The organism is Mycobacterium bulgaricum, assembly GCF_041287165.2.
Classification (GTDB): Bacteria; Actinomycetota; Actinomycetes; order Mycobacteriales; family Mycobacteriaceae; genus Mycobacterium; species Mycobacterium bulgaricum.
On the sequence record NZ_JBGGKV020000001.1, the window covers coordinates 786,480 to 812,115 of the forward strand.

Annotated in this window: 24 protein-coding genes; 15 read left to right on the forward strand and 9 right to left on the reverse strand. The window is 66.3% G+C overall.

The genetic code is table 11. The features are described 5' to 3' along the window. On the forward strand, positions 1–1,137 hold the full coding sequence (locus ACAG24_RS03865; protein ID WP_370471347.1) for a glycosyltransferase family 4 protein: 1,137 nt from the start codon (positions 1–3) through the stop codon (positions 1,135–1,137). 5 nt (positions 1,138–1,142) lie between these two features. Here the strand turns inward: ACAG24_RS03865 and ACAG24_RS03870 are convergent, their stop codons facing one another. The 5 genes from ACAG24_RS03870 to ACAG24_RS03890 all read right to left on the reverse strand — a co-directional run bounded on the left by ACAG24_RS03870 (position 1,143) and on the right by ACAG24_RS03890 (position 5,224). Then, positions 1,143–2,096 carry a GH39 family glycosyl hydrolase gene (locus tag ACAG24_RS03870; protein ID WP_370471348.1) on the reverse strand — a complete coding sequence of 318 codons (954 nt, stop codon included), beginning with the start codon at positions 2,094–2,096 and terminating at the stop codon, positions 1,143–1,145. A gap of 98 nt (positions 2,097–2,194) precedes the next feature. After that, positions 2,195–3,094 carry a glycosyltransferase family 2 protein gene (locus ACAG24_RS03875; RefSeq protein WP_370471349.1) on the reverse strand — a complete coding sequence of 300 codons (900 nt, stop codon included), beginning with the start codon at positions 3,092–3,094 and terminating at the stop codon, positions 2,195–2,197. 42 nt (positions 3,095–3,136) lie between these two features. Continuing rightward, positions 3,137–3,646, reverse strand: coding sequence for a nitroreductase family deazaflavin-dependent oxidoreductase (locus ACAG24_RS03880; RefSeq protein ID WP_370471350.1), 510 nt, complete (start codon positions 3,644–3,646; stop codon positions 3,137–3,139). Positions 3,647–3,656: 10 nt separating this feature from the next. After that, positions 3,657–4,043 (reverse strand): DUF8021 domain-containing protein, encoded by a 387-nt coding sequence (locus ACAG24_RS03885; protein WP_370471351.1) that lies wholly within the window; start codon positions 4,041–4,043, stop codon positions 3,657–3,659. Positions 4,044–4,048: 5 nt separating this feature from the next. Further along, positions 4,049–5,224 carry a steroid 3-ketoacyl-CoA thiolase gene (locus tag ACAG24_RS03890; RefSeq protein WP_370471352.1) on the reverse strand — a complete coding sequence of 392 codons (1,176 nt, stop codon included), beginning with the start codon at positions 5,222–5,224 and terminating at the stop codon, positions 4,049–4,051. 121 nt (positions 5,225–5,345) lie between these two features. Between ACAG24_RS03890 and ACAG24_RS03895 the strand changes: the two genes are divergently transcribed. The 7 genes from ACAG24_RS03895 to ACAG24_RS03925 all read left to right on the forward strand — a co-directional run bounded on the left by ACAG24_RS03895 (position 5,346) and on the right by ACAG24_RS03925 (position 12,211). Continuing rightward, positions 5,346–6,608, forward strand: a complete 1,263-nt coding sequence (locus tag ACAG24_RS03895; RefSeq protein ID WP_370471353.1) for a cytochrome P450 — start codon at positions 5,346–5,348, stop codon at positions 6,606–6,608. 26 nt (positions 6,609–6,634) lie between these two features. Then, positions 6,635–7,636 carry an acyl-CoA dehydrogenase family protein gene (locus ACAG24_RS03900; protein WP_370471354.1) on the forward strand — a complete coding sequence of 334 codons (1,002 nt, stop codon included), beginning with the start codon at positions 6,635–6,637 and terminating at the stop codon, positions 7,634–7,636. Between the two features lie 2 nt (positions 7,637–7,638). Further along, positions 7,639–8,802 carry an acyl-CoA dehydrogenase FadE29 gene (fadE29, locus tag ACAG24_RS03905; protein ID WP_370471355.1) on the forward strand — a complete coding sequence of 388 codons (1,164 nt, stop codon included), beginning with the start codon at positions 7,639–7,641 and terminating at the stop codon, positions 8,800–8,802. A gap of 92 nt (positions 8,803–8,894) precedes the next feature. Next, the gene (locus tag ACAG24_RS03910; protein ID WP_370471356.1) at positions 8,895–9,857 is read left to right on the forward strand and encodes a bifunctional MaoC family dehydratase N-terminal/OB-fold nucleic acid binding domain-containing protein; all 963 of its coding nucleotides are present in this window, start codon (positions 8,895–8,897) and stop codon (positions 9,855–9,857) included. After that, positions 9,854–10,267: a MaoC family dehydratase gene (locus ACAG24_RS03915; protein ID WP_370471357.1), complete on the forward strand. Its 414-nt coding sequence runs from the start codon at positions 9,854–9,856 to the stop codon at positions 10,265–10,267. The genes ACAG24_RS03910 and ACAG24_RS03915 overlap by 4 nt, the downstream gene beginning before the upstream one ends. Then, positions 10,264–11,430 carry a 17-hydroxy-3-oxo-4-pregnene-20-carboxyl-CoA lyase gene (gene ltp2 / locus ACAG24_RS03920; protein WP_370471358.1) on the forward strand — a complete coding sequence of 389 codons (1,167 nt, stop codon included), beginning with the start codon at positions 10,264–10,266 and terminating at the stop codon, positions 11,428–11,430. Before ACAG24_RS03915 ends, ltp2 begins: the two co-directional genes overlap by 4 nt. A gap of 73 nt (positions 11,431–11,503) precedes the next feature. After that, positions 11,504–12,211 (forward strand): hypothetical protein, encoded by a 708-nt coding sequence (locus tag ACAG24_RS03925; RefSeq protein ID WP_370471359.1) that lies wholly within the window; start codon positions 11,504–11,506, stop codon positions 12,209–12,211. 53 nt (positions 12,212–12,264) lie between these two features. Here the strand turns inward: ACAG24_RS03925 and ACAG24_RS03930 are convergent, their stop codons facing one another. After that, on the reverse strand, positions 12,265–13,215 hold the full coding sequence (locus tag ACAG24_RS03930) for an MPT63 family protein (protein WP_370471360.1): 951 nt from the start codon (positions 13,213–13,215) through the stop codon (positions 12,265–12,267). A 645-nt stretch (positions 13,216–13,860) separates the two neighbouring features. Between ACAG24_RS03930 and ACAG24_RS03935 the strand changes: the two genes are divergently transcribed. Then, positions 13,861–15,255, forward strand: coding sequence for a hypothetical protein (locus tag ACAG24_RS03935; RefSeq protein ID WP_370471361.1), 1,395 nt, complete (start codon positions 13,861–13,863; stop codon positions 15,253–15,255). A gap of 121 nt (positions 15,256–15,376) precedes the next feature. Next, the gene (locus ACAG24_RS03940) at positions 15,377–15,865 is read left to right on the forward strand and encodes a hypothetical protein (RefSeq protein ID WP_370471362.1); all 489 of its coding nucleotides are present in this window, start codon (positions 15,377–15,379) and stop codon (positions 15,863–15,865) included. A 6-nt stretch (positions 15,866–15,871) separates the two neighbouring features. Here the strand turns inward: ACAG24_RS03940 and chsH3 are convergent, their stop codons facing one another. Together chsH3 and kstD are read right to left on the reverse strand one after the other, a co-directional pair. Beyond that, entirely contained in the window at positions 15,872–16,732 is an 861-nt protein-coding gene (chsH3, locus tag ACAG24_RS03945) for an enoyl-CoA hydratase ChsH3 (RefSeq protein ID WP_370471363.1), read from the reverse strand. A gap of 2 nt (positions 16,733–16,734) precedes the next feature. Further along, on the reverse strand, positions 16,735–18,417 hold the full coding sequence (kstD, locus tag ACAG24_RS03950) for a 3-oxosteroid 1-dehydrogenase (protein ID WP_370471364.1): 1,683 nt from the start codon (positions 18,415–18,417) through the stop codon (positions 16,735–16,737). Positions 18,418–18,489: 72 nt separating this feature from the next. Here kstD and ACAG24_RS03955 point away from each other — a divergent pair, with 72 nt between their 5' ends. Genes ACAG24_RS03955 through ACAG24_RS03970 form a run of 4 tightly spaced genes read left to right on the forward strand, consistent with a single transcriptional unit; the run spans position 18,490 to position 23,380 of the window. Further along, the gene (locus ACAG24_RS03955; protein WP_370471365.1) at positions 18,490–19,275 is read left to right on the forward strand and encodes a 2-keto-4-pentenoate hydratase; all 786 of its coding nucleotides are present in this window, start codon (positions 18,490–18,492) and stop codon (positions 19,273–19,275) included. Between the two features lie 10 nt (positions 19,276–19,285). Continuing rightward, the gene (locus tag ACAG24_RS03960) at positions 19,286–20,206 is read left to right on the forward strand and encodes an acetaldehyde dehydrogenase (acetylating) (protein WP_370471366.1); all 921 of its coding nucleotides are present in this window, start codon (positions 19,286–19,288) and stop codon (positions 20,204–20,206) included. Then, the gene (dmpG, locus tag ACAG24_RS03965; protein ID WP_370471367.1) at positions 20,203–21,255 is read left to right on the forward strand and encodes a 4-hydroxy-2-oxovalerate aldolase; all 1,053 of its coding nucleotides are present in this window, start codon (positions 20,203–20,205) and stop codon (positions 21,253–21,255) included. Before ACAG24_RS03960 ends, dmpG begins: the two co-directional genes overlap by 4 nt. Before the next feature lie 31 nt (positions 21,256–21,286). Continuing rightward, a complete protein-coding gene (locus ACAG24_RS03970; RefSeq protein ID WP_370471368.1) occupies positions 21,287–23,380 on the forward strand; it encodes a RecQ family ATP-dependent DNA helicase in 2,094 nt (697 codons plus the stop codon). Positions 23,381–23,515: 135 nt separating this feature from the next. Here ACAG24_RS03970 and ACAG24_RS03975 read toward each other — a convergent pair whose 3' ends face one another. Beyond that, entirely contained in the window at positions 23,516–24,418 is a 903-nt protein-coding gene (locus tag ACAG24_RS03975; RefSeq protein ID WP_370471369.1) for an IclR family transcriptional regulator, read from the reverse strand. An 89-nt stretch (positions 24,419–24,507) separates the two neighbouring features. On the opposite strand from ACAG24_RS03975, the gene ACAG24_RS03980 reads away from it, so the two are divergent. Continuing rightward, entirely contained in the window at positions 24,508–25,635 is a 1,128-nt protein-coding gene (locus tag ACAG24_RS03980) for a hypothetical protein (protein ID WP_370471370.1), read from the forward strand. The last annotated feature ends 1 nt before the right edge of the window (position 25,636 follow it).

A 25,636-nucleotide genomic window follows, 5' to 3' on the forward strand; every position in this document is an offset into this window, starting at 1 on the left:
ATGGCTGGCTCGGCCACGGACAGGCGGGTCGACCTGCTCTTCGACGTCCGTCACATCCGCCAGAGCGGCATCGGCACCTACATCGGCACGTTGCTACCGCATCTGGAGGACGTGTTCGCAGACCGGGGGATGACGTTGGCGGTCCTGGTCAACGAACACGCCACGCCGTCACTGCGGGAGAGTTCGGTCGTCATCTCCGAACCCGAGGTGGCCCCGATGTATTCGCCGGCCGAGCAGCGGTCGTGGAAACGCGCGCTGAGCGCTGTTCGGCCGCGCGGCTTCTGGGTCCCCCATTACCCGTTCCCGTTTGCGTCGCTGGCGCCTGCGAATCGCAAGACCCTGTTGTTCGTCACGGTGCACGACACCCTCCACGTGATGAAACAGGAAGTGAGTGGCCACAATCGGGCGCGTCAGGCGTATGCCCGCATGATGCTCAACCTGGACGTTCGCCGTTCCCGCAAGATCTTCACGCCGTCGCTGGCCACCGCCGCCTCGTTGACGAAGATGGCGTCGTCGGCACCGGTCATGGTCACGCCGATTCCGGTCGACGACGAATGGTTCACCCCCGCGGATCCAAGCCTCGCCCCGGTGCGAGGCCAGTACATCCTCTATGTCGGAAACACCAAGTGGCACAAGAATCTGCCGCTGCTGCTCACCGCGTATGGACAAGTGGCGCAGGAGATTCCGCAAAAGCTGGTGATCGCCGGCAGCGGTGAGGCGCTGCGAGACGGTGACGACCGCGTGGGTGCGCTCGCAGCCCGGCTGGGGGGTCGCGTGCAGGTGATGGGTCGTCTCGACTTCGCCGTCCTGCGCGCGTTGGTGGCCGGCGCGGACCTGCTCGTCATGCCGTCACTGCACGAGGGGGCTGGGCTCCCGCCCATCGAAGCCATGGCCTCGCACACCGGTGTCCTCGCGTCTGACATCGCGGCACTGCGGGAGACGTGCGGTGACGGTGCGGACTACTTCGACCCGTACGACGCGAGCACCCTTGTACCGCTGCTGCGCAGGTACGGCACCGACGACGGCGACCGTGCCGCCCTTGCGACCCGCGGTTGGACCCACGTCATGACGCGGCAGGCGAGCTCATCCCTGCGCCCGGGTGCCGAAGCCGTGGCGGATGAACTCGCCAGGGCGTGATCGTCTCAGCCGGTAGCGGATTCGATCAGCGCGTCTGCGGCCGGTTTCGGGCTGAGGTCTTCGTGGAGCACACCGAAGTTCTGCTCGGTGTCGCCGAGATCCGGCCCACCGTCCACCAATTCGTAATAGATCAACGGCCCGACCCAGTCCCACTCAGCGGCCTGTCTTCTGGCCTCCAGTAGCGCGGTCGCCTGGTCATCTTCGGAAACCGCATGCGGCCCATCGCCTGTCGGCGCACCGAACTCGGTGATCCAGATCTTCTTCGCCTCATCTCCGTGGCGTTCCATCACCGCACGCAGCGCGGGCAGGTCTTTGAATCCGCCGATCATCCGCTGCGGGTCCTCCATCGGAAGCGCGGGAAAGCTGTACGGATGCGCCGCGACGCCGTCGGCCCGTTTGGCGGCCCCGTTGGCATACAGCTGCTCAAGGTAGTCGGTGGGCGGAATCTCGGCATCCGGCTCCTCGAATTTGGGGCCGAGGCCCCCGATGAGGATCGTGGCGTCCGGATCGACCTCCCGGATTGCATCCGCGGCAACCCAAAACAGCGTTCCGTATTCGTTGATGTCCGGGCGCGGCGGCCAGAAGTTGGTGGTGTTGGGCTCGTTCCAAATCTCCCAGCTGTGCACCCCGCGGGGTGCGTACCGTTCGGCGGTCGTGCGCGCGAAATCTGCCCACTCCGACAGGTTTTCGGGCCGGGATCGACGTGCCTCGACGTTGTCACCCGGGGTGGACGGACGCGCCCATTCCGGCGTGAACGACACGACCGCCAGCACCTTCATCCCCTGGGCCTCGGCTTCGTCGACGACCATGTCGGGGTAGGACCAGTCAAACTGTCCGCGTTGGCTTTCCACCGACGACCAATCGATGTCCACCCTGACCCAGGTCACGTCCATCGCGGCCATCACCTCGAATTGGCGCTTGATGGCATCGCTGTCGGCGCCACGTGAGTGCACGGTCATCCCGATGTCGACCGCGGGGGTGGGCGTCCCGCACGACAGGGTGGCGAACCCTAGCAATGCAACTGACAGCAGGCGAGTAATTCCTCTGCGCCCGTGCGTCATCGCAGAATTGCCTGATTGCCGCCCTTGCTAGAGAAGGTCCGCCCCAGGACGCCTTCGGTCCGGCCCACCAGCAGGGCCCAGCCCTCGCCGATCCCGAACTTCTTCGGGTTACGGAGCGGCATCAGGGCGGCGGCGACCAGGTGAGCGGCCTTGTACCACAGCGGGTAATCCCACGTGCGCAGAACGTATCCGGCGCCGCGTCCGTAGCTGCGCTGTTTGCGGCGGCGCTCGTCCGGCGGCAAGTGGGCGAACTCCGTCTGCGCGTGCACGACGATGTCGCCCACCCACGCGACCGACATGTCTCCGCGGTCTGCCATCCGCAGCAGCAGATCCGGGCCTTCCCCGGATTGCCACGGCGTGTCGGCCCCGGATCCGAGTGCGAGATTCCAGCCGCCGACCGCCTGGAATGCGTCGCGCCTGAATACCGTCGCCGGCTCCATTGCCCCCCACACCGTGCGGCGGGTCGGCTCCGTTCCGGGGGCCGGCAGCGGGTTTCTGGGCCCTTCCCTGTCGACGAGTTGCACGGCCACGACGGTCGTCGGTGGCGCGCAATGCTGACCGATCCGTTCCAAGAAATCGCCGTCGACACGACTGGTGTCGTTGGGGAACCACAGCCACTCGACATCGTCGCCGATCGCCTCGGCCGCGGCGTTGCGCCCGTTCGAGATACCGCGCGGGCTGACCACGGTGCGGATGTGCAAGGTGTCGCTAAACGGTGCGATGACAGCGTCCAAGGCGGCGGATTGCGCGGCGTCGTGATGTGCGATGCCCACGACGTGGGGACGCTGCGACTGCGCGGCGAGGTCGCCGAGGAGGTCTCGTAGCGCCTCCCAGCGTCCGACTGTCGTGACGGCGACTCCGATTCGCGCGTGAGCCGGTTGCCCGCTGGCGCCCATGCGCCGAGCCTAGTCGACGGTTTGCTGGCCCGAGGTCTAACGCTAGGCCGGATCGCAGATCAGGATCGGAATCTTGCGGTCGGTGTAGGAGCGGTAGTTCTGGAAGTCGGGGTAGATCGCGTCCAGCTTGGGCCAGTACTGGTCGCGCTCGGCGTCGGTGGCGTCCCGGGCGACGAGTTTCAACTTCTCGCTCTTGTACTGGAAAGTGACTGCCGGGTTGGCCTGGATGTTCAGGTACCACATCGGATTGGTGGCACGTCCACCCTGCGACGCGACCAGGACGATGCGATTGCCCTCGCGCAGGAACAGCAGGGGGCTCTCACGTGGCTCGCCGGACTTGCGCCCGATCGTCGTCAGAATCCCGACCGGCGGTGGCGCCGAGAAGCGATTGGACCCGCCGCGCCACTTCGCTCCGAGCCGCCCGCCGGTCGCCTTGTACGCCCAGGTGTTCAACTTCGACATCCACTTGATGCCGGTCCCGACCGCCTTGGAGTTGAGGCCTTCGACCTGCTTGGGGCTCAGCGGTTTCGGGGGCTTTGGGCTCTCGACCATGCGGGGAATCCTATCGGGCGAGAAACGGGCGGATGGACGCGTTGATGTGGTGGATCTGCGCTCGTCCTGAAGGGTCATTGGCCGGGATCAGGAACGTCTCGTCGATGCGGGCCCCCACGCTGCGGCCCGCCAGCTTCGGCTTGGTCGACAACTCGAACCGTGCCCGCACCGTGTCACCGTCGACTGTGAACTCCGGCGTCGTCACAGCCTTGATCACCTTGTACTGCAGGCCGTTGTTCAGGCTGCGGCGCAGGTGGTTTCCGGAGAATCCCGTCTTCACTCCGATCTCGACCCGCGTGCAACCGGGCGCGAACGGCACGTCGTCGGCCCGATGGCTCGCGAGCGCGCTGATGTAGGCCTGTGCCGCGGCGATGCGTTCGGAGTCGGGGATGGCCACCGCCGCTAGATCCGCTCGATGATAGTGCCGGTGGACAGAGCGCCGCCCGCGCACATCGTGATCAGCGCAGTCGTCTTGTCGGTGCGCTCCAGTTCGTGCAGCGCGGTCGTGATCAACCGGCTGCCGGTGCTTCCGACCGGGTGGCCGAGCGCGATGGCGCCGCCGTTGACGTTGACGGTGGCCATGTCGGGCTCGTGCACGCGGGCCCAGGACAGCACGACCGACGCGAACGCCTCGTTGATCTCGGTGATGTCGATGTCGCCGATCTTCATACCGGCCTTCTCCAGCACCTTCGCCGTCGACTGAACAGGACCGTCGAGGTGGTAGTACGGCTCGGCGCCGACGAGCGCCTGGCTGACGATGCGGGCACGCGGCTTCAATCCCAGCGCTTTGGCCTTGTCTTCGTCCATCCACAGCACCGCGGCGGCGCCGTCGGAGATCTGCGACGAGGTTCCCGCGGTGTGGATGCCGCCGTCGAGGACGGGCTTGAGCGACGCCAACCCCTCGAGCGTGGTGTCGCGCAGACCCTGGTCCTTGCTGACGATGTGGCGTTCGCTGGTGGGCTGCTTGTTCTCGTCGAGCACCGGCGCTTCGATGCCACTGATCTCGCGCTCGAAGCGGCCCTCGGCCCACGCCTGCTTGGCCTTCAGCTGGGACTCGAACCCGAACTGGTCGATGTCTTCGCGGCTGATACCGCGCCGCTTGGCGATGCGCTCGGCCGCGGTGAACTGGTCGGGTAGGTCGATGTCCCACGACGACGGCCGGATGATGCTGCGGTCGGGGCCGGCGTTGGCGCCGAGGCCGACGCGGCTCATGGCTTCGACGCCGCACGCGATGCCGACGTCGATGGCACCGGTGGCGATCAGGCCCGCGATGAGTCCGTTGGCCTGCTGTCCGCTGCCGCACTGGCAGTCGATCGTCGTCGCGCCGACATGCTCCGGCAGGCCGGCCACCAGCCAGCCCACGCGGGTGATGTTGTTGGACTGCTCGCCGAACTGGGTGACGCAGCCGCCGATGACCTGCTCCACCTGGTCTGCTGTGAACCCAGAATCGAGCCCAGCCTTGTCGACGAGCGCCTTCTGGGTCGCGCCGAGAAGCTCGGTGGCGTGCAGACCGGACAGCCAACCATTGCGCTTGCCGATGGGGCTGCGGGTGGCTTCGACGATGACAGGGTTACCCATTCCGTCAGGCTAGAACACGTTTCATAAGCCTGACAAGCTGCGATGCCCCCACACCTTTGATCTGCGCAGAAGCCATGTTTTACTGGCACTAGAACACGTTGCAATTGAGGAGAGCTTTTTTATGCCTGGCCCCAACTCGTGCCCCGTTGCCCCCGACTTCGATTTCCTCGACGCGACCCTGAACCTCGAGCGCCTGCCGGTCGAGGAGCTCGCCGAACTGCGCAAGTCCGAGCCTATCCACTGGGTTGACGTGCCTGGTGGGACGGGAGGCTTCGGTGACAAAGGCTATTGGTTGGTCACCAAGCACGCCGACGTCAAGGAAGTGTCCAAGCGCAGCGACATCTTCGGCAGCTCGCCCGACGGTGCGATCCCGGTGTGGCCCCAGGGGATGGAACGCTCCGCGATCGACCTGCAGAAGGCGGTGTTGCTGAACATGGACGCGCCGCAGCACACCCGCCTGCGCAAGATCATCTCCCGCGGTTTCACCCCGCGTGCCGTCGGCCGTCTGGAGGACGAACTGCGGGCCCGCGCCAAGAGGATCGCCGAGACGGCTGCGGCCGCCGGCACCGGCGACTTCGTCGAGCAGGTGTCGTGCGAGCTTCCTCTTCAGGCCATCGCGGAGTTGCTCGGGGTGCCCCAGGACGATCGCGACAAGATCTTCCGCTGGTCCAACGAGATGACCGCTGGTGAGGATCCTGAGTACGCCGACATCGACCCGGCCATGTCCTCGTTCGAGCTGATCACCTACGCGATGAAGATGGCCGAGGAGCGGGCGAAGAACCCCACCGAGGACATCGTGACGAAGCTGATCGAGGCCGACATCGACGGAGAGAAGCTCTCCGACGACGAGTTCGGCTTCTTCGTCGTCATGCTGGCGGTCGCCGGCAACGAGACCACCCGCAACTCGATCACCCACGGGATGATCGGGTTCATGCAGCATCCCGAGCAGTGGGAGCTGTACAAGAAGGAACGTCCGGAGACCGCCGCGGACGAGATCGTCCGATGGGCCACTCCGGTGTCGGCGTTCCAGCGCACCGCGCTCGAGGACACCGAGCTGAGCGGCGTGACGATCAAGAAGGGTGAGCGGGTCGTGATGTCGTACCGCTCGGCCAACTTCGACGAAGAGGTCTTCGAGAACCCGCACTCGTTCGACGTCATGCGCAGCCCCAATCCGCACGTCGGTTTCGGTGGCACCGGCGCGCACTACTGCATCGGGGCCAACCTGGCCAAGATGACGATCAACTTGATCTTCAACGCCGTCGCCGACGCGATGCCCGACCTCAAGCCGATCGGCGAGCCGGAGCGGCTGAAGTCGGGGTGGCTCAACGGAATCAAGCACTGGCAGGTCGACTACACGGGTACGGGTTGCCCCGTCCAGCACTGACGCACGAGAGACTCAAGGAGGAGTCGGTGGACTTCAGTCCAGACGAGGGGCAGCAGGCTGTCGCCGATGTGGTGACGTCTGTGCTCGATCGTGACAATAGCTGGGAGGCACTGGTTTCCGGCGGCGTGACGGCGCTGGCGGTACCAGAGCGGCTCGGTGGTGACGGTGTGGGCATCGCCGAGATCGCGACCGCTCTCACCGAGATCGGCAGGCACGGCACGATCAGCCCCGCGCTCGTCACGCTCGGCGCTACGGCGGTCCTGCTCGACCTCGCCGCCGATGCGCAGCAGGACCGGTTCCTGGCCGGTGTGGGCAAGGGCGCGGTCCTGACACTGGCGCTCAACGAGCCCGGTTCGCAGCTCCCCGAGCGTCCTTCGACTTCCCTGGCCGACGGCAAGCTCAACGGCACCAAGCTCGCGGTGGGTTACGCCGAGCAGGCGGATTGGCTCGTGGTGACCACCGACTCGGGCGTCGCGGTGGTGTCGGCGCAGGCAGACGGGGTGACCGTCGCGAAAACGCCGGCGGCCAATGGATCCGACGAGTACGTGGTGACGTTCGCCGACGTCGCGGTCGGTGACGACGATGTGCTCAAGGACGCGACGGTGCACAGGGTGAATCAGCTCGCCCTCGCAGCGATCGGAGCGTTCGCGGCGGGCCTGGTGGCCGGCGCGCTGCGCCTGACCGCGGACTACGTCGCCACCCGGGAGCAGTTCGGCAGGCCGCTGTCGACGTTCCAGACGGTCGCGGCACAGCTGTCCGACGTCTACATCGCGTCCCGCACGATCTCGCTGCTGTCGACGTCGGCGGTGTGGCTGCTCTCGGAAGGGCTCGACGCCGAGGACGATCTCGCCGTTCTCGGGTACTGGCTGAGCTCGCAGGCGGCTCCGGCGATGCGGCTGTGCCACCACCTGCACGGCGGTATGGGCATGGACATCACCTACCCGATGGATCGCTACTACTCGTCGATCAAAGACCTGACCCGGGTGCTCGGTGGTCCTACACACCGGCTGGATCTGGTGGGAGCGTAAACATGTACATCGAACTGACCCCTGAGCAGCGGCAGCTGCAAGCCGAACTGCGGCAGTACTTTTCGACGCTGATCACGCCCGAAGAGGCGGCGGCGATGGAGTCGAACCGGCACAACGAGGCCTACCGCGCGGTGATCAAGCGCATGGGATCGGACGGCAAGCTCGGTGTCGGCTGGCCCAAAGAGTACGGCGGCCTGGGCTTCGGGCCGGTGGAGCAGCAGATCTTCGTCAACGAGGCCAACCGCGCCGACGTGCCCCTGCCGCTGGTGACGTTGCAGACGGTGGGCCCGACGCTGCAGGTGTACGGCACCGACGAGCAGAAGAAGAAGTTCCTGCCCGGAATCCTCTCCGGTGACATCCATTTCGCGATCGGCTACTCCGAGCCCGAAGCCGGTACCGACCTCGCGTCGCTGCGCACCACCGCGGTCCGCCACGGTGATGAATACATCGTGAACGGCCAGAAGATGTGGACCACCGGCGCCCACGATGCCGACTACATCTGGCTCGCGTGCCGCACCGATCCGGAAGCCGCCAAGCACAAGGGCATCTCGATTCTGATCGTCGACACCAAGGACCCCGGCTACTCCTGGACGCCGATCATCCTGTCCGACGGTGCTCATCACACCAACGCGTCGTACTACAACGACGTGCGGGTGCCTGCCGACATGCTCGTCGGCGAGGAGAACGGCGGCTGGAAGCTCATCACCACGCAGCTCAACCACGAGCGCGTCGGGCTCGGCCCAGCCGGCCGTGTCGCGGGCATCTACGACCAGGTGCACGCCTGGGCGTCCAAACCAGGCTCGGACGGCGTGACGCCGATCGAACACGACGACGTGAAGCGACTGCTCGGGCAGATCAAGGCGATCTGGCGGGTGAACGAATTGCTGAACTGGCAGGTGGCCGCCGCCGGCGAGACCATCGCCGTCGCCGACGCGGCCGCGACGAAAGTCTTTTCCACCGAACGCATTCAAGAGGTCGGACGGCTCGCCGAGGAAATCGTCGGCAGGTTCGGCAACCCCGCGGACCCCGAAACCGGTGAGCTGCTCGACTGGCTGGACAAGATGACTAAGCGCAATCTGGTCATCACCTTCGGCGGAGGCGTGAACGAAGTGATGCGGGAAATGATCGCGGCGTCGGGTCTGAAGGTGCCGAGGGTTCCGCGATGAGCGCTTGCGCGAAGAGCAGAGGACCCAGATGAGCGCTTGCGCGAAGAGCAGAGGACCCAGATGAGCGCTTGCGCGAAGAGCAGAGGACCCAGATGACGGACCTGCAGCCGGGTATCGACAGGATCAAGGCCGAGGGCAGGAGCGAGCCGCGCCGTGGTCGAGATCCCGTGAATCAGCCGATGATTCACCACTGGGTGGATGCCATCGGCGACAGGAACCCCATCTACGTCGACACCGAAGCCGCGAAGGCGGCAGGCCATCCCGGCATCGTCGCGCCGCCGGCGATGATCCAGGTGTGGACCATGGGTGGACTCGGCGAAGGACGTTCCGACGACGACCCGCTGTCGAAGATGATGGCGCTTTTCGACGACGCGGGCTACGTCGGCGTTGTCGCCACCAACTGCGAGCAGACGTACCACCGCTATCTGCAGCCGGGCGAGGAGCTCGCCATCCACGCCGAGATCACCGACGTGGTCGGACCGAAGCAGACCGCGCTCGGCGAGGGCTACTTCATCAACCAGCTCATCACGTGGACCACCGCCGACGACGAGCTGGTCGCCGAGATGAACTGGCGCATCATGAAGTTCCGGCCCGCCGACAAGGGTCAGGCAGAAGCCGTAACCACCGTGCCCGAAGACCTCGATCCGGACAAGCTGATGCGGCCCGCATCGTCGCGGGACACGAAGTTCTTCTGGGACGGCGTCAACGCACACGAACTGCGTATCCAGAAGCGCCCCGACGGGACCCTGCAGCACCCGCCGGTCCCCGCAGTCTGGGCCGACAAAGAGGCGCCCGCCGACTACGTCGTGTCCAGCGGAGAAGGCACGGTATTCAGCTACGTCGTCCACCATGCGCCGAAGGTGCCGGGCCGCACTCTGCCGTTCGTCATCGCGCTGGTCGAACTCGAAGAAGGCGTCCGGATGCTCGGTGAGCTCCGCGGTGTGGATCCAGACTCTGTGCAGATCGGAATGCCCGTGCGCGCAACCTATATCGACTTTCCTGACAGTGACATCAGTCCGGCATGGACGCTGTACGCGTGGGAGCCGCGATCATGAGCGCACCCGCAGTCCCGTCGCACGAGGTGGGCACCAGACTGCCCGAGCTCAAGCTCTACGGCGACCCGACGTTCATCGTGTCGACCGCCATCGCCACCCGCGATTACCAGGATGTCCACCACGACCGGGACAAGGCCCAGGCCAAGGGGTCCAAGGACATCTTCGTCAACATCCTGACCGATACCGGTCTGGTGCAGCGCTACATCACCGACTGGGCCGGCCCGACCGCCCTCATCAAGACGATCGGCTTGCGACTCGGGGTGCCGTGGTACGCCTACGACACCGTGACGTTCACCGGCGAGGTGACGGCCGTCGACGATGGGCTCGTGACGCTGAGGATCACGGGCAGCAACAGTCTCGGTAATCACGTGATCGCGACGGCCACCATCACTTTCGGAGGAAACGCATGACGACCGGGCTGTCCGGCAAGTCGGCGATCGTCGGGATCGGCGCCACTGATTTCTCGAAGAACTCCGGCCGCAGCGAGCTTCGGCTGGCCGCTGAGGCTGTCCTCGATGCGCTCGACGATGCGGGCCTGAAACCCGCCGATGTCGACGGCCTCGTCACATTCACGATGGACTCCAATCTGGAGACCGCTGTCGCACGCGCGACCGGAATCGGTGACCTGAAGTTCTTCAGTCAGATCGGTTACGGCGGCGGTGCGGCGGCAGCGACGGTGCAGCAGGCGGCCCTGGCGGTCGCGACCGGTGTCGCCGAGGTCGTCGTCGCCTACCGTGCGTTCAACGAGCGGTCAGAGTTCCGCTTCGGCCAGGTGATGACGGGGCTCACGGTCAACGCCGATTCCCGTGGCGTCGAGTACAGCTGGTCCTATCCGCACGGCCTGAGCACCCCGGCAGCCTCGGTGGCGATGATCGCGCAGCGCTACATGCACGAATACGGCGCGACCAGTGCGGATTTCGGTGCGGTGTCGGTCGCCGACCGTAAGCACGCGGCGAACAATCCGAAGGCGCACTTCTACGGCAAGCCGATCACGATCGAGGATCACCAGAACTCGCGGTGGATCGCCGAACCGCTTCGTCTGCTGGATTGCTGCCAGGAAACCGATGGCGGCGTGGCGATCGTGGTCACCACACCCGAACGTGCCAAGGACCTGAAGCACCGTCCTGCGACCATCGAGGCCGCGGCACAGGCCGCCGGCGCCGACCAGTTCACGATGTACTCCTACTACCGCGAGGAACTCGGGCTGCCCGAGATGGGCCTGGTGGGCTCGCAGCTGTGGGGGCAGAGCGGCCTGACCCCGGCCGACATCCAGACGGCGATCCTCTACGACCACTTCACTCCTTACACGCTGATCCAGCTCGAAGAACTCGGGTTCTGTGGGAAGGGCGAAGCAAAGGACTTCATCGCGGGCGGTGCCATCGAGCTGGGGGGCAAGCTCCCGATCAACACGCACGGCGGGCAACTCGGCGAGGCGTACATCCACGGTATGAACGGCATCGCCGAAGGTGTGCGCCAGTTGCGCGGCACCTCGGTGAACCAGGTGCCGGACGTTGAGCACGTGCTGGTCACCGCGGGCACCGGCGTGCCGACGTCGGGTCTGATCCTGGGGTGAACGCCCGGCGGCGACCGAGCGTGTGAGGTGCGCCTCGCACAATGGTCACGGCCGGCCAACTACCCTTTACCAAATGACCTCCCGCCAACCGCATCCCGACGACGAGGACACCGGGCCGCTCCACGTCGGCGAGGTGCGTCCGCCGCAGACCGGTCAGCGGGAGTCTCGCTATGAGGCGCCGATGTCGGTGAATCCCCGCCCGGTGCACCGGGATCGCAAGCCCGTCGTGGTGGCGGCCGCGGCCGCTGCGGCTGTTGTCGTCCTCGTCGTCCTCGCGTGGGTCTTCTGGCCGTCGTCCGACACCGGAGACGATTCGGCAGCCGCCACCACGAGCACGACGGCGGCCGAATCTCAGCAGGAGGCAGAGGCGCGTCTGCTGGGCATGCTGCCGCCCGGCTACCCGGAAGGTTCGTGCGAAGCTGTCGCCCCGGTGGAAGGTGCACTGGCACAAGTCAGTTGCACCAAGAACGCCGATCCGGGCGGGCCCTTGACGGCGACCTACACGCTGGCCGGCGACGACGACTCCCTCAAGGAACTGTTCGACGGCGTCATCGGCACGACGTCGGTGGTTGACTGCCCCGGCAACATCCAGTCACCCGGGCCGTGGCGCCGTAACGCCACGCCTGAGCAGGTGGCAGGCACGTTGGTGTGCGGGTTCCAGCAGAGCAAGCCCACCGTGTCCTGGACGACCGAGGCCGATCTGATGGTCAGCGAGGTCCAGTCGGGTCCGCAGGGGCCTAACATGGTTCAGCTCTATACCTGGTGGAGTTCGCACTCCTGAAACGAACCGTGCCGCCTGCTTTCGGCAGGCGGCACGGATGCGTCGATCGAGCGTCAGGCAGGCGGTGCGGGCACCACGACCGTGGTCGTGGGAGCGCCGGGAGCCGGTGCGGGCTGCGCCGGTGTACCGGCACTTCCAGCGGGCGCCTCGGCCGCCGGGGCGGCGCCCTGAGGCAACGGGGTTCCGGCGCTACCTTGCGGTGCGGGAGCCACGGCGGCAGGAACCGGAGCGGGCATGGCCTCCGCGGGGGCGGCGCCCTCCGGGAGCGGGGTGCCGGCGCTGCCCTCAGGCAGCGGCGTGCCCGCACTGCCCGCGGGCAGCGGTGTGCCCGAGCTGCCCTCCGGCAGCGGCGTGCCTGCGCTGCCCGCAGGCACCGCCGTCGGAGTGGCCGGCGCCGGGGTCGGCGTCGCCGAGGCGGGGGTGGCCCCCGGGGTCTCCGTCGTGGTGGTCTCGGACTCCGCAGACGATGACGGACTGGTTCCGGTGTTGTACGACGTGGATCCGCCGGTGCCGGACCCGGTGGCCGCCGGTGCGGGCGGAGCTTCGAGCCACAGCAGCTGCTCACCCTCGCCGTTGCTGTAGAAGACGCTGTCGGGAGCCTCGCCCGTGACGTCGAAGTAGATCTTGCCCGAGGTCTTCTGGCCCTCTGCCAGGGTTGAGGGGTTCACGCCCTGGGCGGTCGCGACGCCGAAGAGCACGCGGTAGGTGTCGCCGTTCTTGGCGCGGGCGTTGAGATTCGACACAATGGGCGTCACGCTGCCCGAGATCGCCTCGTCGCTGGCAGTGGCTTCCCACAGGGTGCCGACGGGCTGGTACGGAATGACGTCGGAGCTGGGCTTCAGATGACTGACCGTCCAATGCTGGACGACGTTGCCGTTGACGATCTCGCCTGGCTGTCCGAGCCACTGTGTCTCGGTTTCGGCCGAGGCGACGGATGCTCCGGCGAGCGCCACTGCGGCGGCCGCCGCGGTGGTGACAGCAGCCAGTGCGGGCTTGATTTTCACGCGCTTTCCTCCTGGTTTCGGTGAGCGAGCAGCGAGGTTTTCCCCTCAAGCAACGTAACAGCTTCCTGGGGGCGCTCAGTCCGGTGTCTGACCTTGATACAGGTGGCAGCACACGCTCTCCGCCTTGACCAGCGCGGATGCAGCGTTCTGGAAGCGGGTTCCCGTGGTTGCTGAACAGGTGGCATCAAGGCGATCGGGGCAGGTTGCTGGCACAGAGCGCCATTTTCATGTGCGACGACAACGTTGCCGGGGCGGCGAAAATTCGCTCGTTCCGTAGCAAACGCAACAAAATCTTGTGCCGCGGCGCAGCCGCGATTGTCTTCGGCCCGCACGCCACATCGCGTCTGCGTCCGCGCCATTGGACTGAGGTCTGCCTAACGCCGCGCTCGTTTACGCAGCTGACCTGTGGCCACTGTGGTGGACGATACAAATGACGAAACGCTGGGCACTCGCCCAGGACGCGGATTCGCCTGATCGATCGCCCTTGACTGCTAGCAGGAAGCGGCTATCAGGTGAACCCTTGAAATAGGGTCCAGCAAAACCCGACAATATGGCCGTCGCTCTGGTAAGACTGTCTACGCGTTGCCTGGCGTAGATGCTCGGGCGACTCCACCCGACATCACTACCTTCTCAGGGGGCACGACAATGGCAAGGCACGCCAAGAAGAGCGATCGCTCGGCGGCAATCCGCACGTATCTCGGCGCCGGTATCACGGCGGGTGTCGCGGGGGCGGCACTGGCAGGCGTCGGCGCGCTGACGCTGATCGACGATGCTCAGGCACCCACCGAAATTCAGGTGCAACTCGTCTCGAACGAAGAAGAACTGCTGTTCCTGTCGCTCAACGGCGGCAGCGATCGCAAAGAGGCCGCTTCGACGTCGTCGGCGCTCATCTTCGACACCGCGAGCGCGAACCCGGCGTTCCGGCCGATCATCGGTCCTGGCGGCTGGCTGATCGGCAACGGCATCGATGCGGCCGCTGACTGCACGGGCGACGCCTGCAACGGTGGCGACGGCGGTCTGCTCTGGGGCAACGGTGGCGCGGGCGCCAACGGTGGCGACGGCGGCAACGCCGGGTTCTGGTTCGGTAACGGTGGGAACGGCGGAGTCGGCGCGGACGCCGTGTACAACGCCGATGGCTCTCTGAAGACGGCGGCCCAGGCCGGTGGCAACGGCGGTCACAGCGGGCTGTTCGGCACCGGCGGCAACGGCGGTCGAGGCGGCGACGACTTCAACGACAGCAACTTCACCAATGACCCTGCGACCCCAGCCGATGAGGACGACAAGAACAACGCGTTCGGTGGCCGTGGCGGCGATGGCGGCGGCAGCCACTTCGGCCAGGCCGGCTCGGGTGGCCGAGGCGGAGACGCCGAATCCGTCAACGGCAGTGCCGGTGGCGGTCGCGGCGGCAACGGTGGCGACTCGACGTACGGCGACGCCGGCGTCGGCGGTGACGGCGGTGACGGCATCGCCGAAGAGGACGGCGAGATCGGCACCGGCGGCAACGGCGGCACCGGCGGCGGCAACGACGGCATCGGCGACGGAGCCGAGGGCGGTTGGGGTGGATCCGGCCTCGGCTACGGCGATGCCGACGCCAAGGGCGGCGATGGCGGCACCGGCGGCGAGACGTTCAACGGCAACGGCGGCAAGGGTGGCGAAGGCGGCCTGGCCGAATCCCTGGACGGCAATGCGACCGGCGGCAAGGGCGGCAACGGCGGCGAGTCCTCCGGCAGCGGCAACGGCGGTTCCGGCGGCAAGGGTGGCGACGGCACCGGTGGCGTTCCCGATGAGGAAGGCGACCCCGCTGGCAGCGGCAATGGCAAGGGCGGCAACGGCGGGAAGGGCGGCGACGCCGGAATCGTCGGCAATGGCGGCAACGGCGGTGACGGCGGCGACGGCGCGGTCGAGCCCGGAGGCACCGGAACCGCCACGGGTGGCATCGGTGGCGCCGGCGGATCCCGAGGGGTCATCGGTTCCGACGGCGACGACGGCAACGACGGATCGCCCTCCAGCGCTCCCTCAGGTGCGGACGCCTCCGACTAGGAATTAGTCAGTTCGACGGCGGGTCCACCGGCATTGCCGGTGGGCCCGCTGTTCGTTTGTGCGATCAAAGGCTTTGGTGGGAGAGGATTTTCGCCGGCACTTTGCCGGTATGATCGCGCCCGTGTCGGAATCTGCAGCGTCATCGCGTCTTACCGGTCAACTCGTCATCGCCGCCCTGGTGGTCGCACTCGCGGCCCTCGGCGTTGCGATCTTCGCTGTGGTGAGCGCTCCGTCGCCCACCACCGAGACCTCGGCGGCGACCGCCGATCAGTCCACCGACCCCAAGACCCGCGTCTGCAGCGCTTTCACGCTCGTTCGTAATGCGGTGTCACTGCAGACCAACGCCAATCTCGGTCCGGATCCGGTGGCGACTCAGGCTGTCGCGGCGAACGCACGACTCGCCACTCTGGGCGGCGGGCAGTTCCTGTTGTCGCGGCTCGACGGCGAGGTGCCGGATGATCTGGCCGACGCGGTACGGTCTTTCGCCAACAATCTGGAATACATCGGGATGGGTCAGCTCGCAGGTGCCCCGGGCGATGACCCCAATCAGATCAATCGGATGAACGACGCGCAGGCGACATCCAACACGATCACCGAGCTCTGCAAGTAGATCCGGTCAGGCGGGAACGAATTCCACGCCGGCCAGCGCTACGGCGTCGTCGCGCTCCGGTGCGGTCACCGTGGCCATGTAGGCTCCGTCGCTCTTCCACACGCTGACCTTCAGCGTCTCACCCGGGAACACGACGCCGGCCATCCTTGCCCCGTAGGACTTCAGACCGCTGACGTCGCCGTCGAGCAGATTGTCCACCAACGCTTTACAGGTCATGCCGTAGGTGCAGAGTCCGTGCAGGATCGGGCGGGGGAAGCCGGCGGCCGATGCGAAGTCCGGATCTGAGTGCAGCGGATTGCGATCCCCGCACATCCGGTACAGCAGCGCCTGCTGCGGCGAGGTGGGCACCGACAGCTCGTGGTCGGGGGCGCGGTCCGGGGCGGCCGAGGAGCCGGACGGCCCTCGGTCACCACCGAAACCACCCTCACCGCGTGCGAAGATGGACCGCTTCTGTGTCCACAGCAAGGTGCCGTCCGGATCTTTGACCTCGGTCTCCGACCAGATGACGGCAGCCTTGCCCTTGTCCCAGATCTCGGTGAACCGGGTGACTGCGATGCCCGTGCCCGCCGCGGGGATCGGACCCGGAACGGTCACGGCCTCGCTGGCATGCAGCACCTTGCTGAGCTCGATGTCGATGCCGGGGAATTTCACCGCCGGGGGCTCTGTCATGTGGAAGCTCTGCGCCACGTTGCCGAAGGTGGGTAGCACCTGTGGCGTGCCATCGGTGAGGTAGCGCAGCTCTGCCTTGTCCATCGGATCGGCGCCTGCGCCGAGGCCCAGGTGGTAGAGCTGGATATCGCTACTGCTCCAAGCAAATTCGACCGGGGGAAGCTCCGCGCCGATGGCCTCGTCGAGATTGATGGGCACGCCTATTCCTTTCCTGCCAGGTGCAATGCCGCCAGATATCCGAACGTCATCGCCGGCCCGATCGTGCCGCCCGGGCCGGGATAGGTGTGACCCATCACGGGGGCGCTCACATTGCCTGCGGCATAGAGACCTTCGATGATCGAGCCGTCGTCGCGCAGCGCGCGGCCCTGGATGTCGGTGACGATGCCGCCCTTCGTGCCGAGATCGCCGGGCACCATCTTGGCGGCGTAGAACGGCCCGTTGGCGATCTCGCCCAGGTTGGGGTTCGGCTTATTGGTGGGGTCGCCGTAGTAGCGGTCGTAAGCGCTTTGGCCGCGCTTGAAGTCCTCGTCGACGCCGGAACGTGCGAAACCGTTGAACCGTTCGACAGTCGCCTTGAACGCGTCTGCGGGAAGGCCGGTCTTCTCGGCCAGTTCGTCGAGCGTGTCTGCCTTGACGATGACGCCGGACTCCAACCACTTTTTCGGAATGCGTTGTCCCGGCTGCAGTCCCGCGAAGATGTATCGATCCCGGTACTGCTGATCGAAGACCAGCCAGGCCGGGATGTTCTCGCCCGGCCCGGGGCCCTGGCCGTACTGGCCGCCGTACATGTGATGGCAGGCCTCGACGTACGGCATGGACTCGTTCATGAACCGCTTGCCCGCCATGTTGACGATGATCGAGCCGGGGGAGTTGCGCTCCGACAACGCGAACCACGGAGAGTCGACGAGCGGGACCGTCGGGCCCCACCAGGCGTCTTCCATGACATCGAGTGCGGCGCCGAGCTTTTCGGCGGCCAGGATCCCGTCACCGGTGTTGGCTACAGCGCCGACGGTCCACTCCGTGGTGATGGGGGCCCGCTGGTACTTCACCCGCATCTGCTCGTTGTGCTCGAAGCCGCCGCTGCCGAGGATGACACCCCGCCGGGCTCGGATCAGTTGTGGCTCAGCATCAGCGGAATCGCGGGCATCGACAACGTAGATGCCACGCACCACACCGTCCTCGACGTAGAGGTCGGTCATCGCGGTGTTCAGCAGCACCGGGACGCCGGCCTGCTGCAGGCCGATCCGCAGCGGCGCGATGAGCGCACGGCCCATGCCGACCAGGTTCTTGCGGGTGGCGTTCGCCCACACGGAGCGCACCCCCACCTTGAGGCTGCGCAGGAGGCCTCGCGGATGGCGCTTGAGTTGGTTGAGACGCACGTAGTCCTGCTGCATCACCACCATGTTCAACGGCACTTTGCCGTACGGCGGCTCAAGGCCCTTCTCATCGGGGCCGAGCTTGCGGGCGTTGAACGGCTTTGGTTCCACAGAACGCCCGGAGGGCTTTCCGCCCGGTGTCTCCGGATAGTAGTCGGAGTAGTTGGGCACCCAGCACAGCTTGAGCGGGGAGTGCTTCAACACGAACGACAGCATTTCGGGGCCACGCCTGAGGTACGTGTCGATCTTCTCGGCCGGCACGACGTCGCCGATGATCGCGTGCAGGTAGGTACGGGCCGCCTCGGGAGTGTCCTTGACCCCGTCGCGCTGGAGCACTTCGTTGTTCGGGATCCATACGCCGCCGCCCGATCGTGCCGTCGAACCGCCATAGTGCGGCGCCTTCTCAACGACTACTGTCGAGAGGCCCTGGTGGGCCGCGGTGAGGGCGGCGACCATGCCGGCAGCTCCGCTGCCCACCACGACGACGTCGTACTCCTGCTGCGTCATGTAGAACACGTTATAGAATTGCCCGGCCGACTAACAACTGTGCCGGTCGACGGAACGAGGGGACTTCACAAAATGCTGCCCGTTGAGGTGCGCGAGAAGTTGGCTGCAGATCTGGCTGAGGCGGAGCGCAGCCGGGTTCCGGTCGCGCCGTTGACCGATGGTCATCCTGATATCGATGTGGTCGATGCGTATGAGATCCAGTTGATCAACATCCGTCAGCGGGTGGCTGAGGGTGCTCGGGTGATCGGTCACAAGGTGGGTCTGTCGTCGGAGGCGATGCAGAAGATGATGGGCGTCGACGAACCTGATTACGGGCACCTGCTGGCGGAGATGGAGGTTTTCGAGGATCAGCCGGTCGAGTCGGGTCGGTTCCTGTATCCGCGGGTGGAGGTCGAGGTGGGCTTCATCCTCTCGGATGATCTGCCGGGTGCGGGCTGTACCGAGGATGACGTGTTGGCTGCGACGGCGGCGTTCGCGCCGGCGATCGAGCTCATCGATACCCGGATCACGAATTGGCAGATCAAGTTGTGCGACACGATCGCCGACAACGCGAGCTCGGCGGGCTGGGTGTTGGGCCAGGCGCGGGTTTCGCCGAAAGATATCGACATCAAGAGCATCGATGCGGTGTTGACCAACAACGGTGAGGTGGTTGCCGAGGGGCGCAGTGATGCGGTGCTGGGCAATCCGGTGACCGCGGTGGCGTGGCTGGCGCGCAAGGTGGAGGGTTTCGGCGTGCGCCTCAAAGCCGGTGACATCGTGTTGCCGGGGTCGTGCACGCGTGCGATAGATGCACCCCCGGGCAGCCGTTTCGTTGCCGACTTCGCCGGGTTAGGTTCAGTACGACTGGATTTCGAATAGGAGCCGGCTTATGGCTGACAACAAGGCCACTGTGGCCATCGTGGGGTCGGGCAACATCAGTACCGATTTGTTGTACAAGTTGTTGCGCTCGGAATGGCTGGAGCCGCGGTGGATGATCGGGATCGACCCTGACAGCGAAGGTTTGGCCCGGGCCCGCAAGCTCGGCCTGGAGACCTCCCATGAGGGGGTGGACTGGCTGCTGGCCCGTGACGAGAAGCCTGATCTGGTGTTCGAGGCCACGAGTGCTTATGTGCACCGTGATGCGGCACCGCGCTATGCCGAGGCCGGTATCCGGGCGATCGATCTGACCCCGGCCGCGGTGGGGCCCGGGGTGATCCCGCCGGCGAATCTGCGGGCGCATCTGGATGCCCCGAATGTGAACATGGTGACCTGCGGGGGGCAGGCCACGATCCCGATGGTGTACGCCGTGAGTCGCGTCGTGGACGTGCCGTATGCCGAGATCGTGGCGTCGGTGTCCTCGGCGTCGGCGGGGCCGGGGACGCGGGCCAACATCGATGAGTTCACCAAGACCACCAGTGCCGGTGTGCGCGATATCGGCGGTGCCCGGCAGGGTAAGGCGATCAGCATTTTGAATCCGGCGGAGCCGCCGATGATCATGCGCGACACCATCTTCTGCGCGATCCCCGAGGATGCCGATCACGCCGCGATCACGGCGTCGATCAAGGAGGTGGTCGCTGAGGTGCAGACCTATGTGCCCGGCTACCGGTTGCTCAACGAGCCGCAGTTCGACGAGCCGTCGGTGGTCAACGGCGGCAACCACCTCGTGACGACATTCGTAGAGGTCGAAGGGGCGGGGGACTATCTGCCGCCGTATGCGGGAAACCTGGACATCATGACCGCGGCCGCGACGAAGGTCGGTGAAGAGGTCGCCAAGGAAATCCTGGCAGCCACGACTGGGGGCCACGCATGAGTACCGAAGGCGTCTACTTCAACCCGATCTGGGATGTGCGGATGACCGACACGTCGCTGCGCGACGGGAGCCATCACAAACGTCATCAGTTCACCAAGGACGAGGTCGGCTCAATCGTGGCGGCGCTGGATGCGGCCGGGGTGCCGGTGATCGAGGTGACCCACGGTGACGGTTTGGGCGGGTCGAGCTTCAACTACGGCTTCTCGAAGACCCCCGAGCAGGAGCTGATCAAGCTGGCCGCTGAGACGGCCACCGAGTCCAAGATCGCGTTCCTGATGCTGCCGGGGGTGGGCACCAAGGAAGACATCAAGGAGGCCCAGAACAACGGCGGGTCGATCTGCCGCATCGCGACGCACTGCACCGAGGCTGATGTGTCGATCCAGCATTTCGGGCTCGCTCGCGAGCTCGGGCTGGAGACGGTGGGCTTTTTGATGATGAGCCACACCATCTCCCCGGAGAAGCTCGCCGCCCAGGCCCGCATCATGGCTGATGCGGGATGTCAGTGCGTCTACGTCGTGGACTCCGCCGGTGCCCTGGTGCTCGAAGGGGTGCGTGATCGGGTCGCGGCGTTGGTGGCCGAGCTCGGCGATGACGCCCAGGTGGGTTTCCATGGTCACGAGAACCTGGGTTTGGGGGTGGCCAACAGCATCGAGGCGGTCCGTGCGGGTGCCAAGCAGATCGACGGGTCCTGCCGCCGCTTCGGTGCAGGGGCGGGTAACGCGCCGGTGGAGGCGTTGATCGGGGTGTTCGACAAGATCGGTGTCAAGACCGGGATCGATTTCTTCGACATCGCCGACGCCGCAGAGGAGGTCGTCGCCCCGGCGATGCCGGCGGAGTGTCTGCTGGATCGCAACGCTTTGATCATGGGCTACTCGGGGGTGTATTCGAGCTTCCTCAAACACGCCATCCGCCAGTCCGAGCGCTACGGAGTGCCTGCGCACAAACTGCTCCACCGCGCCGGACAACGCAAACTCATCGGCGGCCAGGAAGACCAACTCATCGACATCGCCCTGGAAATCAAACGCGAACAAGAAGCCGCCAACTCCTGACCCGTCGGACCCACCCGGCACGATGGTGGCCATGACGGCCACGCGAGCTGACGCACAGGCGATCCTGGAACAACTGGCGGGCCCGGACGCCGTCCTGCGCGATGACCAGTGGACGGCGATCGAAGCGCTCGTCGTGCACCGGCGTCGCGCGCTCGTCGTGCAGCGCACCGGTTGGGGCAAGTCGGCCGTCTACTTCATCTCGGCCAAGCTGCTGCGCGCCGAGGGGCACGGGCCGACGGTCATCGTGTCGCCGCTGCTGGCCCTGATGCGGAACCAGGTCGCGGCCGCCGACCGCGCCGGCGTGCACGCAGCGACGATCAACTCCAGCAATGTGGCGGACTGGGCGGAGATCCACGACCGTGTGCGCCGTGGTGAACTCGACGTCCTGCTGGTCAGCCCGGAACGCCTGAACAATCCGGACTTCCGTGACGAGGTGCTGCCCGCGCTCGCCGACGACGCCGGCCTTGTCGTCGTCGACGAGGCGCACTGCGTCTCCGACTGGGGCCACGACTTCCGCCCCGACTACCGCAGGATCCGTACGCTGGTCGCCGATCTCGGTGCCGACGTGCCGGTGCTCGCAACTACCGCGACCGCCAACGACCGAGTGGTTGCCGACGTCGCCGCGCAGCTCGGGGTCGGCGGCGATTCGGACACCCTGGTGCTGCGCGGAGGCCTGGACCGGGAGTCGCTACGGCTGTCTGTCGTCAAAGCCGGCAACCCTGCTCAACGCGCGGCATGGCTTGTCGCACATCTGGATTCGCTGCCGGGCTCCGGGATCGTCTACACGCTGACGGTGGCGCAGGCCAACGACGTGGCCACGCTGCTTGCTGAACAGGGGCACAAGGTCGCGTCCTACACAGGGGCCACCGAGGCGGCCGAACGCGAGCAGTTGGAGGCTGATCTGCTTGCCAACCGGGTCAAGGCGCTCATCGCCACGTCCGCTCTCGGCATGGGTTTCGACAAGCCCGACCTCGGCTTCGTCGTCCACCTGGGGGCGCCTTCGTCACCCATCGCGTACTACCAACAGGTCGGACGCGCGGGTCGGTCGACCCCCAGCGCGGAGGTGGTGCTGCTCCCCGGCCGCGAGGACCAGGACGTGTGGCGGTACTTCGCATCGGTGGCCTTCCCCTCTGAAGCCATGGTGCGCAACGTAATTGATGCTCTCGACGCCGAGCGGCCGCAATCGACGGCCGCGCTGGAACCTCTCGTGGACCTCAACCGGTCGCGCTTGGAGATGGTGCTCAAGGTGCTCGATGTCGACGGGGCGGTGCGCCGCGTCAAGGGAGGCTGGATCGCCACCGGGCAGCCATGGGGCTACGACGAACAGCGCTATCGCACCCTCGACGAGGCCCGCAAGCGCGAGCAGCAGGCGATGCTGGACTATCAGTCCACCAGCACGTGCCGGATGGCGTTTCTGCGCGTACAACTCGACGACCCCGAACTGGGCGACGACGAGAAGTGCGGCCGGTGCGATAACTGCTCGGGGGCAAGGTATTCCGGCGACGTCGACGCTGCGGTGGCCGAAGATTCCCGGCATCGGCTGATGAGACCGGGCGTCGCCCTCGCGCCGCGGAAGCAGTGGCCGACCGGGCTCGGCAAACTCGGGCTCGACCTCACCGGCAAGATCACCGACGGGCCCGCCCCGGGACGCGTCATCGGGCGGCTCACCGACCTGGGTTGGGGTGCACGCCTGCGCGCCCTGCTGGACGCTGACGACGCAGAAGTGTCCGACGACGTCGTCCAGGCCGCGGTAAAAGTCCTCGCCTCGTGGGATTGGGAGACCCGGCCGACTGCCGTCATGGCGGTGGATTCGGACCGCCACCCCGCATTGATCACCTCGCTGGCCCGCAAGCTCGCCGAGCTGGGTCGGCTCACCGACCTCGGGGTGCTGCGGTACGCGCCGGATCGGCGGCCGGTGACGGCAGCGAACTCGGCGTACCGGGTGGCCGCACTCGACCGGTCGTTCTCGACACCTGATCCCGCCGTGGTCACGGCGGGCGGCGGACCCGTGCTGCTGGTCGACGATATGGCCGACAGCGGATGGACACTGACGATGGCCGCCCGGGCGGTACGCGCGGCCGGTGCCCAGCAAGTGTTGCCGTTCGCACTGGCCAGCACGTCCTGATTCAGCGCCCTTCTTGCCTCGGCCCTTTCGGATTGTTCGACGGGGCGTGCTCGTTTTCGGGGCTGTGGCAATCGTCGATTCCGTCGCCGACGCCCAGCCCGCCGCCCAGTGCGCGGACCTGGTTTCGACGCGGCCCTAGAACGCGGGCCTCTCGCCGCCGAGGTGTGCCGTGACCGCATCGGCTGTCTCGACGACGGCACGGGCCCGCACGCTTATTTCGTTGTCGGTCAACGCTTTGCCGATATGCATCGAGGTGACCATCACCTGGCGTCGATAGTGGTCGAACACCGGAGCGGAGATGACACTGATGTCGGTACGCCTGCGGCTCGGAGTCTCACCGCGCAGATAGACCCTTTCGCCGATGTCGGACACCAACTCGCTCAGCAGGGCGCGCAACTCGTCGGGCAACGTGGTCGGCATACCTGCCATCAACGAGTACAGCCTCCGGCCTCCCGGAGTCAGTCGTTCCACCAGGTAGCCGTCCGCGCGGCAGCGCGCAGTCACCCGACGCAATCGAGCCGTGTCCGTCCGCAGTGGCAGAGTCGGTTGTCGCGCAAGCCAATTGCGCTCTGCCTCGTCATCCCACAGCACGAACATCAGGCCCACCGGCGGGGCGAAGGGATAGCTCTGGCCCACCTCGACCCCCGGCTGCGCGCCGGCGGGGGCAACCAGATCGAGCAGCGTGATGCGGTCGTCGACCACCGCCGACAGTGCCGCGGCGGCATCGAATCGGGCCGAAAGCCGACGTAGTTGTTCGCGTGTGGCCGGGCTGACCCGCAGCGACTCCTGAGCCCTGTGCCCCAACGCGATCAACGACGGGCCGAGTCGATAGGTCTTGTCTGCCGGATCACGGACGAGATATCCCGCCTCGGCGAGGGACGTCACGATGCCGAGGCATGTCGGCTTGCTCAAGCCGATGCGCCGCGCCAGCTCGGACACTCCGAACCGCTCGGCAGGCCGGCTCGCAAGAAAATCCAGAATGCGGACCACACGGTCGGTCGGCGGCGAGGCGCGTGTGGGCTGGATCGGCATCACCATTGCAGGAATGTAGCGCCATCTCGTTCCAAATATGAAACAACACGGTCGATATATTGACTCCTGGTAGAACGCGTTCTAATTTTGACGCTGTGTTTGCGAAGCCATTGGCCGACGCCATCGCCGAGGCCGAGAACCTCGTCACCACCGCCTCGTTCATCGAGTCCGAAGCGGATCTCCTCGAGGGACTCCAGTACCTCGCCGGGTGTATCGCCGCATGTACGCACGTGGCGTTCGACTACGACCGCGACCACCCGTTCCTCCACAGCGGTACCGGACCGTTCACGAAGATGGGTCTCGACAACCCCGACACGATGTACTTCGGCACCCGGGTGCAACCCGGCCATGAATACGTCGTCACCGGCACCCGCGGAACCACCACGGATGTGAGCTTCCAGCTTCTCGGTGGCGAGTACACCGACGAAGTCGTCCCCGACAGCGAGACAGCCTTCGACGACCGCAGGCTCGACATCGCCGAAGACGGCACATTCGAGTGGCGCTTCACGCCGGACACACCGTCCCAGCTGGTGATCCGCGAGGTCTACAACGACTGGTCCGCCAAGCGCGGCTCGTTCGCGATCGCGCGCACCGACACCGCGGGCACCGCACCACCACCGCTGACCCGGGAACTCATCGAGAAGCGCTACGCCGTCGCCGGCAAGCAACTCGTCCAGCGCGTGAAGACGTGGCTGCAGTTCCCGCAGTGGTTCTACAACGACAGCCCGCCCAACACGATGGTGTCGCCCAGGCTCACCCCCGGCGGCCTCGCCACGCAGTATTCGTCGGCCGGCCAGTTCGACCTGACCGAAGACCAGGCTCTCGTCATCACGCTGCCCGTCACGGACGCGCCCTACCTGGGGTTCCAGCTCGGCAGCCTGTGGTACATCTCGCTGGATTACATCAATCATCAGACGTCACTGAACGGCACTCAGGCACAGGCGGATCCGGACGGCATGATCCGCATCGTCGTCTCCGACCGCAATCCCGGCTTGACGAACTGGGTGGAGACCCTCGGACATCGCAAGGGTTTCCTGCAGTTCCGCTGGCAGCGGGTGTCTCGGGAGATGACGGCCGCGGACGGACCGACGGTAGAGCTGGTGGACGTCGACAAGGTCAGCGCCGCGCTGCCCTACTACGAAACGAACAAGATCTCGGCGGAAGACTGGCGAGCGCGGATTGCACTGCGTCAGAAACAGATCGGCGAAAGAATGGTGGGTTAGC

What these genes read in the sequence shown, in the direction of transcription:
- ACAG24_RS03975 (WP_370471369.1), bottom strand. Translation starts at nt 24,418, where the DNA reads ATGGTGATGCCGATCCAGCCCACACGCGCCTCGCCGCCGACCGACCGT.
- fadE29 (WP_370471355.1), top strand. Translation starts at nt 7,639, where the DNA reads ATGTACATCGAACTGACCCCTGAGCAGCGGCAGCTGCAAGCCGAACTG.
- ACAG24_RS03880 (WP_370471350.1), bottom strand. Translation starts at nt 3,646, where the DNA reads ATGGTCGAGAGCCCAAAGCCCCCGAAACCGCTGAGCCCCAAGCAGGTC.
- ACAG24_RS03925 (WP_370471359.1), top strand. Translation starts at nt 11,504, where the DNA reads ATGACCTCCCGCCAACCGCATCCCGACGACGAGGACACCGGGCCGCTC.
- ACAG24_RS03935 (WP_370471361.1), top strand. Translation starts at nt 13,861, where the DNA reads ATGGCAAGGCACGCCAAGAAGAGCGATCGCTCGGCGGCAATCCGCACG.
- ACAG24_RS03875 (WP_370471349.1), bottom strand. Translation starts at nt 3,094, where the DNA reads ATGGGCGCCAGCGGGCAACCGGCTCACGCGCGAATCGGAGTCGCCGTC.
- ACAG24_RS03910 (WP_370471356.1), top strand. Translation starts at nt 8,895, where the DNA reads ATGACGGACCTGCAGCCGGGTATCGACAGGATCAAGGCCGAGGGCAGG.
- ACAG24_RS03960 (WP_370471366.1), top strand. Translation starts at nt 19,286, where the DNA reads ATGGCTGACAACAAGGCCACTGTGGCCATCGTGGGGTCGGGCAACATC.
- kstD (WP_370471364.1), bottom strand. Translation starts at nt 18,417, where the DNA reads ATGACGCAGCAGGAGTACGACGTCGTCGTGGTGGGCAGCGGAGCTGCC.
- ACAG24_RS03915 (WP_370471357.1), top strand. Translation starts at nt 9,854, where the DNA reads ATGAGCGCACCCGCAGTCCCGTCGCACGAGGTGGGCACCAGACTGCCC.
- ACAG24_RS03955 (WP_370471365.1), top strand. Translation starts at nt 18,490, where the DNA reads ATGCTGCCCGTTGAGGTGCGCGAGAAGTTGGCTGCAGATCTGGCTGAG.
- ltp2 (WP_370471358.1), top strand. Translation starts at nt 10,264, where the DNA reads ATGACGACCGGGCTGTCCGGCAAGTCGGCGATCGTCGGGATCGGCGCC.
- ACAG24_RS03970 (WP_370471368.1), top strand. Translation starts at nt 21,287, where the DNA reads ATGACGGCCACGCGAGCTGACGCACAGGCGATCCTGGAACAACTGGCG.
- dmpG (WP_370471367.1), top strand. Translation starts at nt 20,203, where the DNA reads ATGAGTACCGAAGGCGTCTACTTCAACCCGATCTGGGATGTGCGGATG.
- ACAG24_RS03890 (WP_370471352.1), bottom strand. Translation starts at nt 5,224, where the DNA reads ATGGGTAACCCTGTCATCGTCGAAGCCACCCGCAGCCCCATCGGCAAG.
- ACAG24_RS03865 (WP_370471347.1), top strand. Translation starts at nt 1, where the DNA reads ATGGCTGGCTCGGCCACGGACAGGCGGGTCGACCTGCTCTTCGACGTC.
- ACAG24_RS03870 (WP_370471348.1), bottom strand. Translation starts at nt 2,096, where the DNA reads ATGACCGTGCACTCACGTGGCGCCGACAGCGATGCCATCAAGCGCCAA.
- ACAG24_RS03895 (WP_370471353.1), top strand. Translation starts at nt 5,346, where the DNA reads ATGCCTGGCCCCAACTCGTGCCCCGTTGCCCCCGACTTCGATTTCCTC.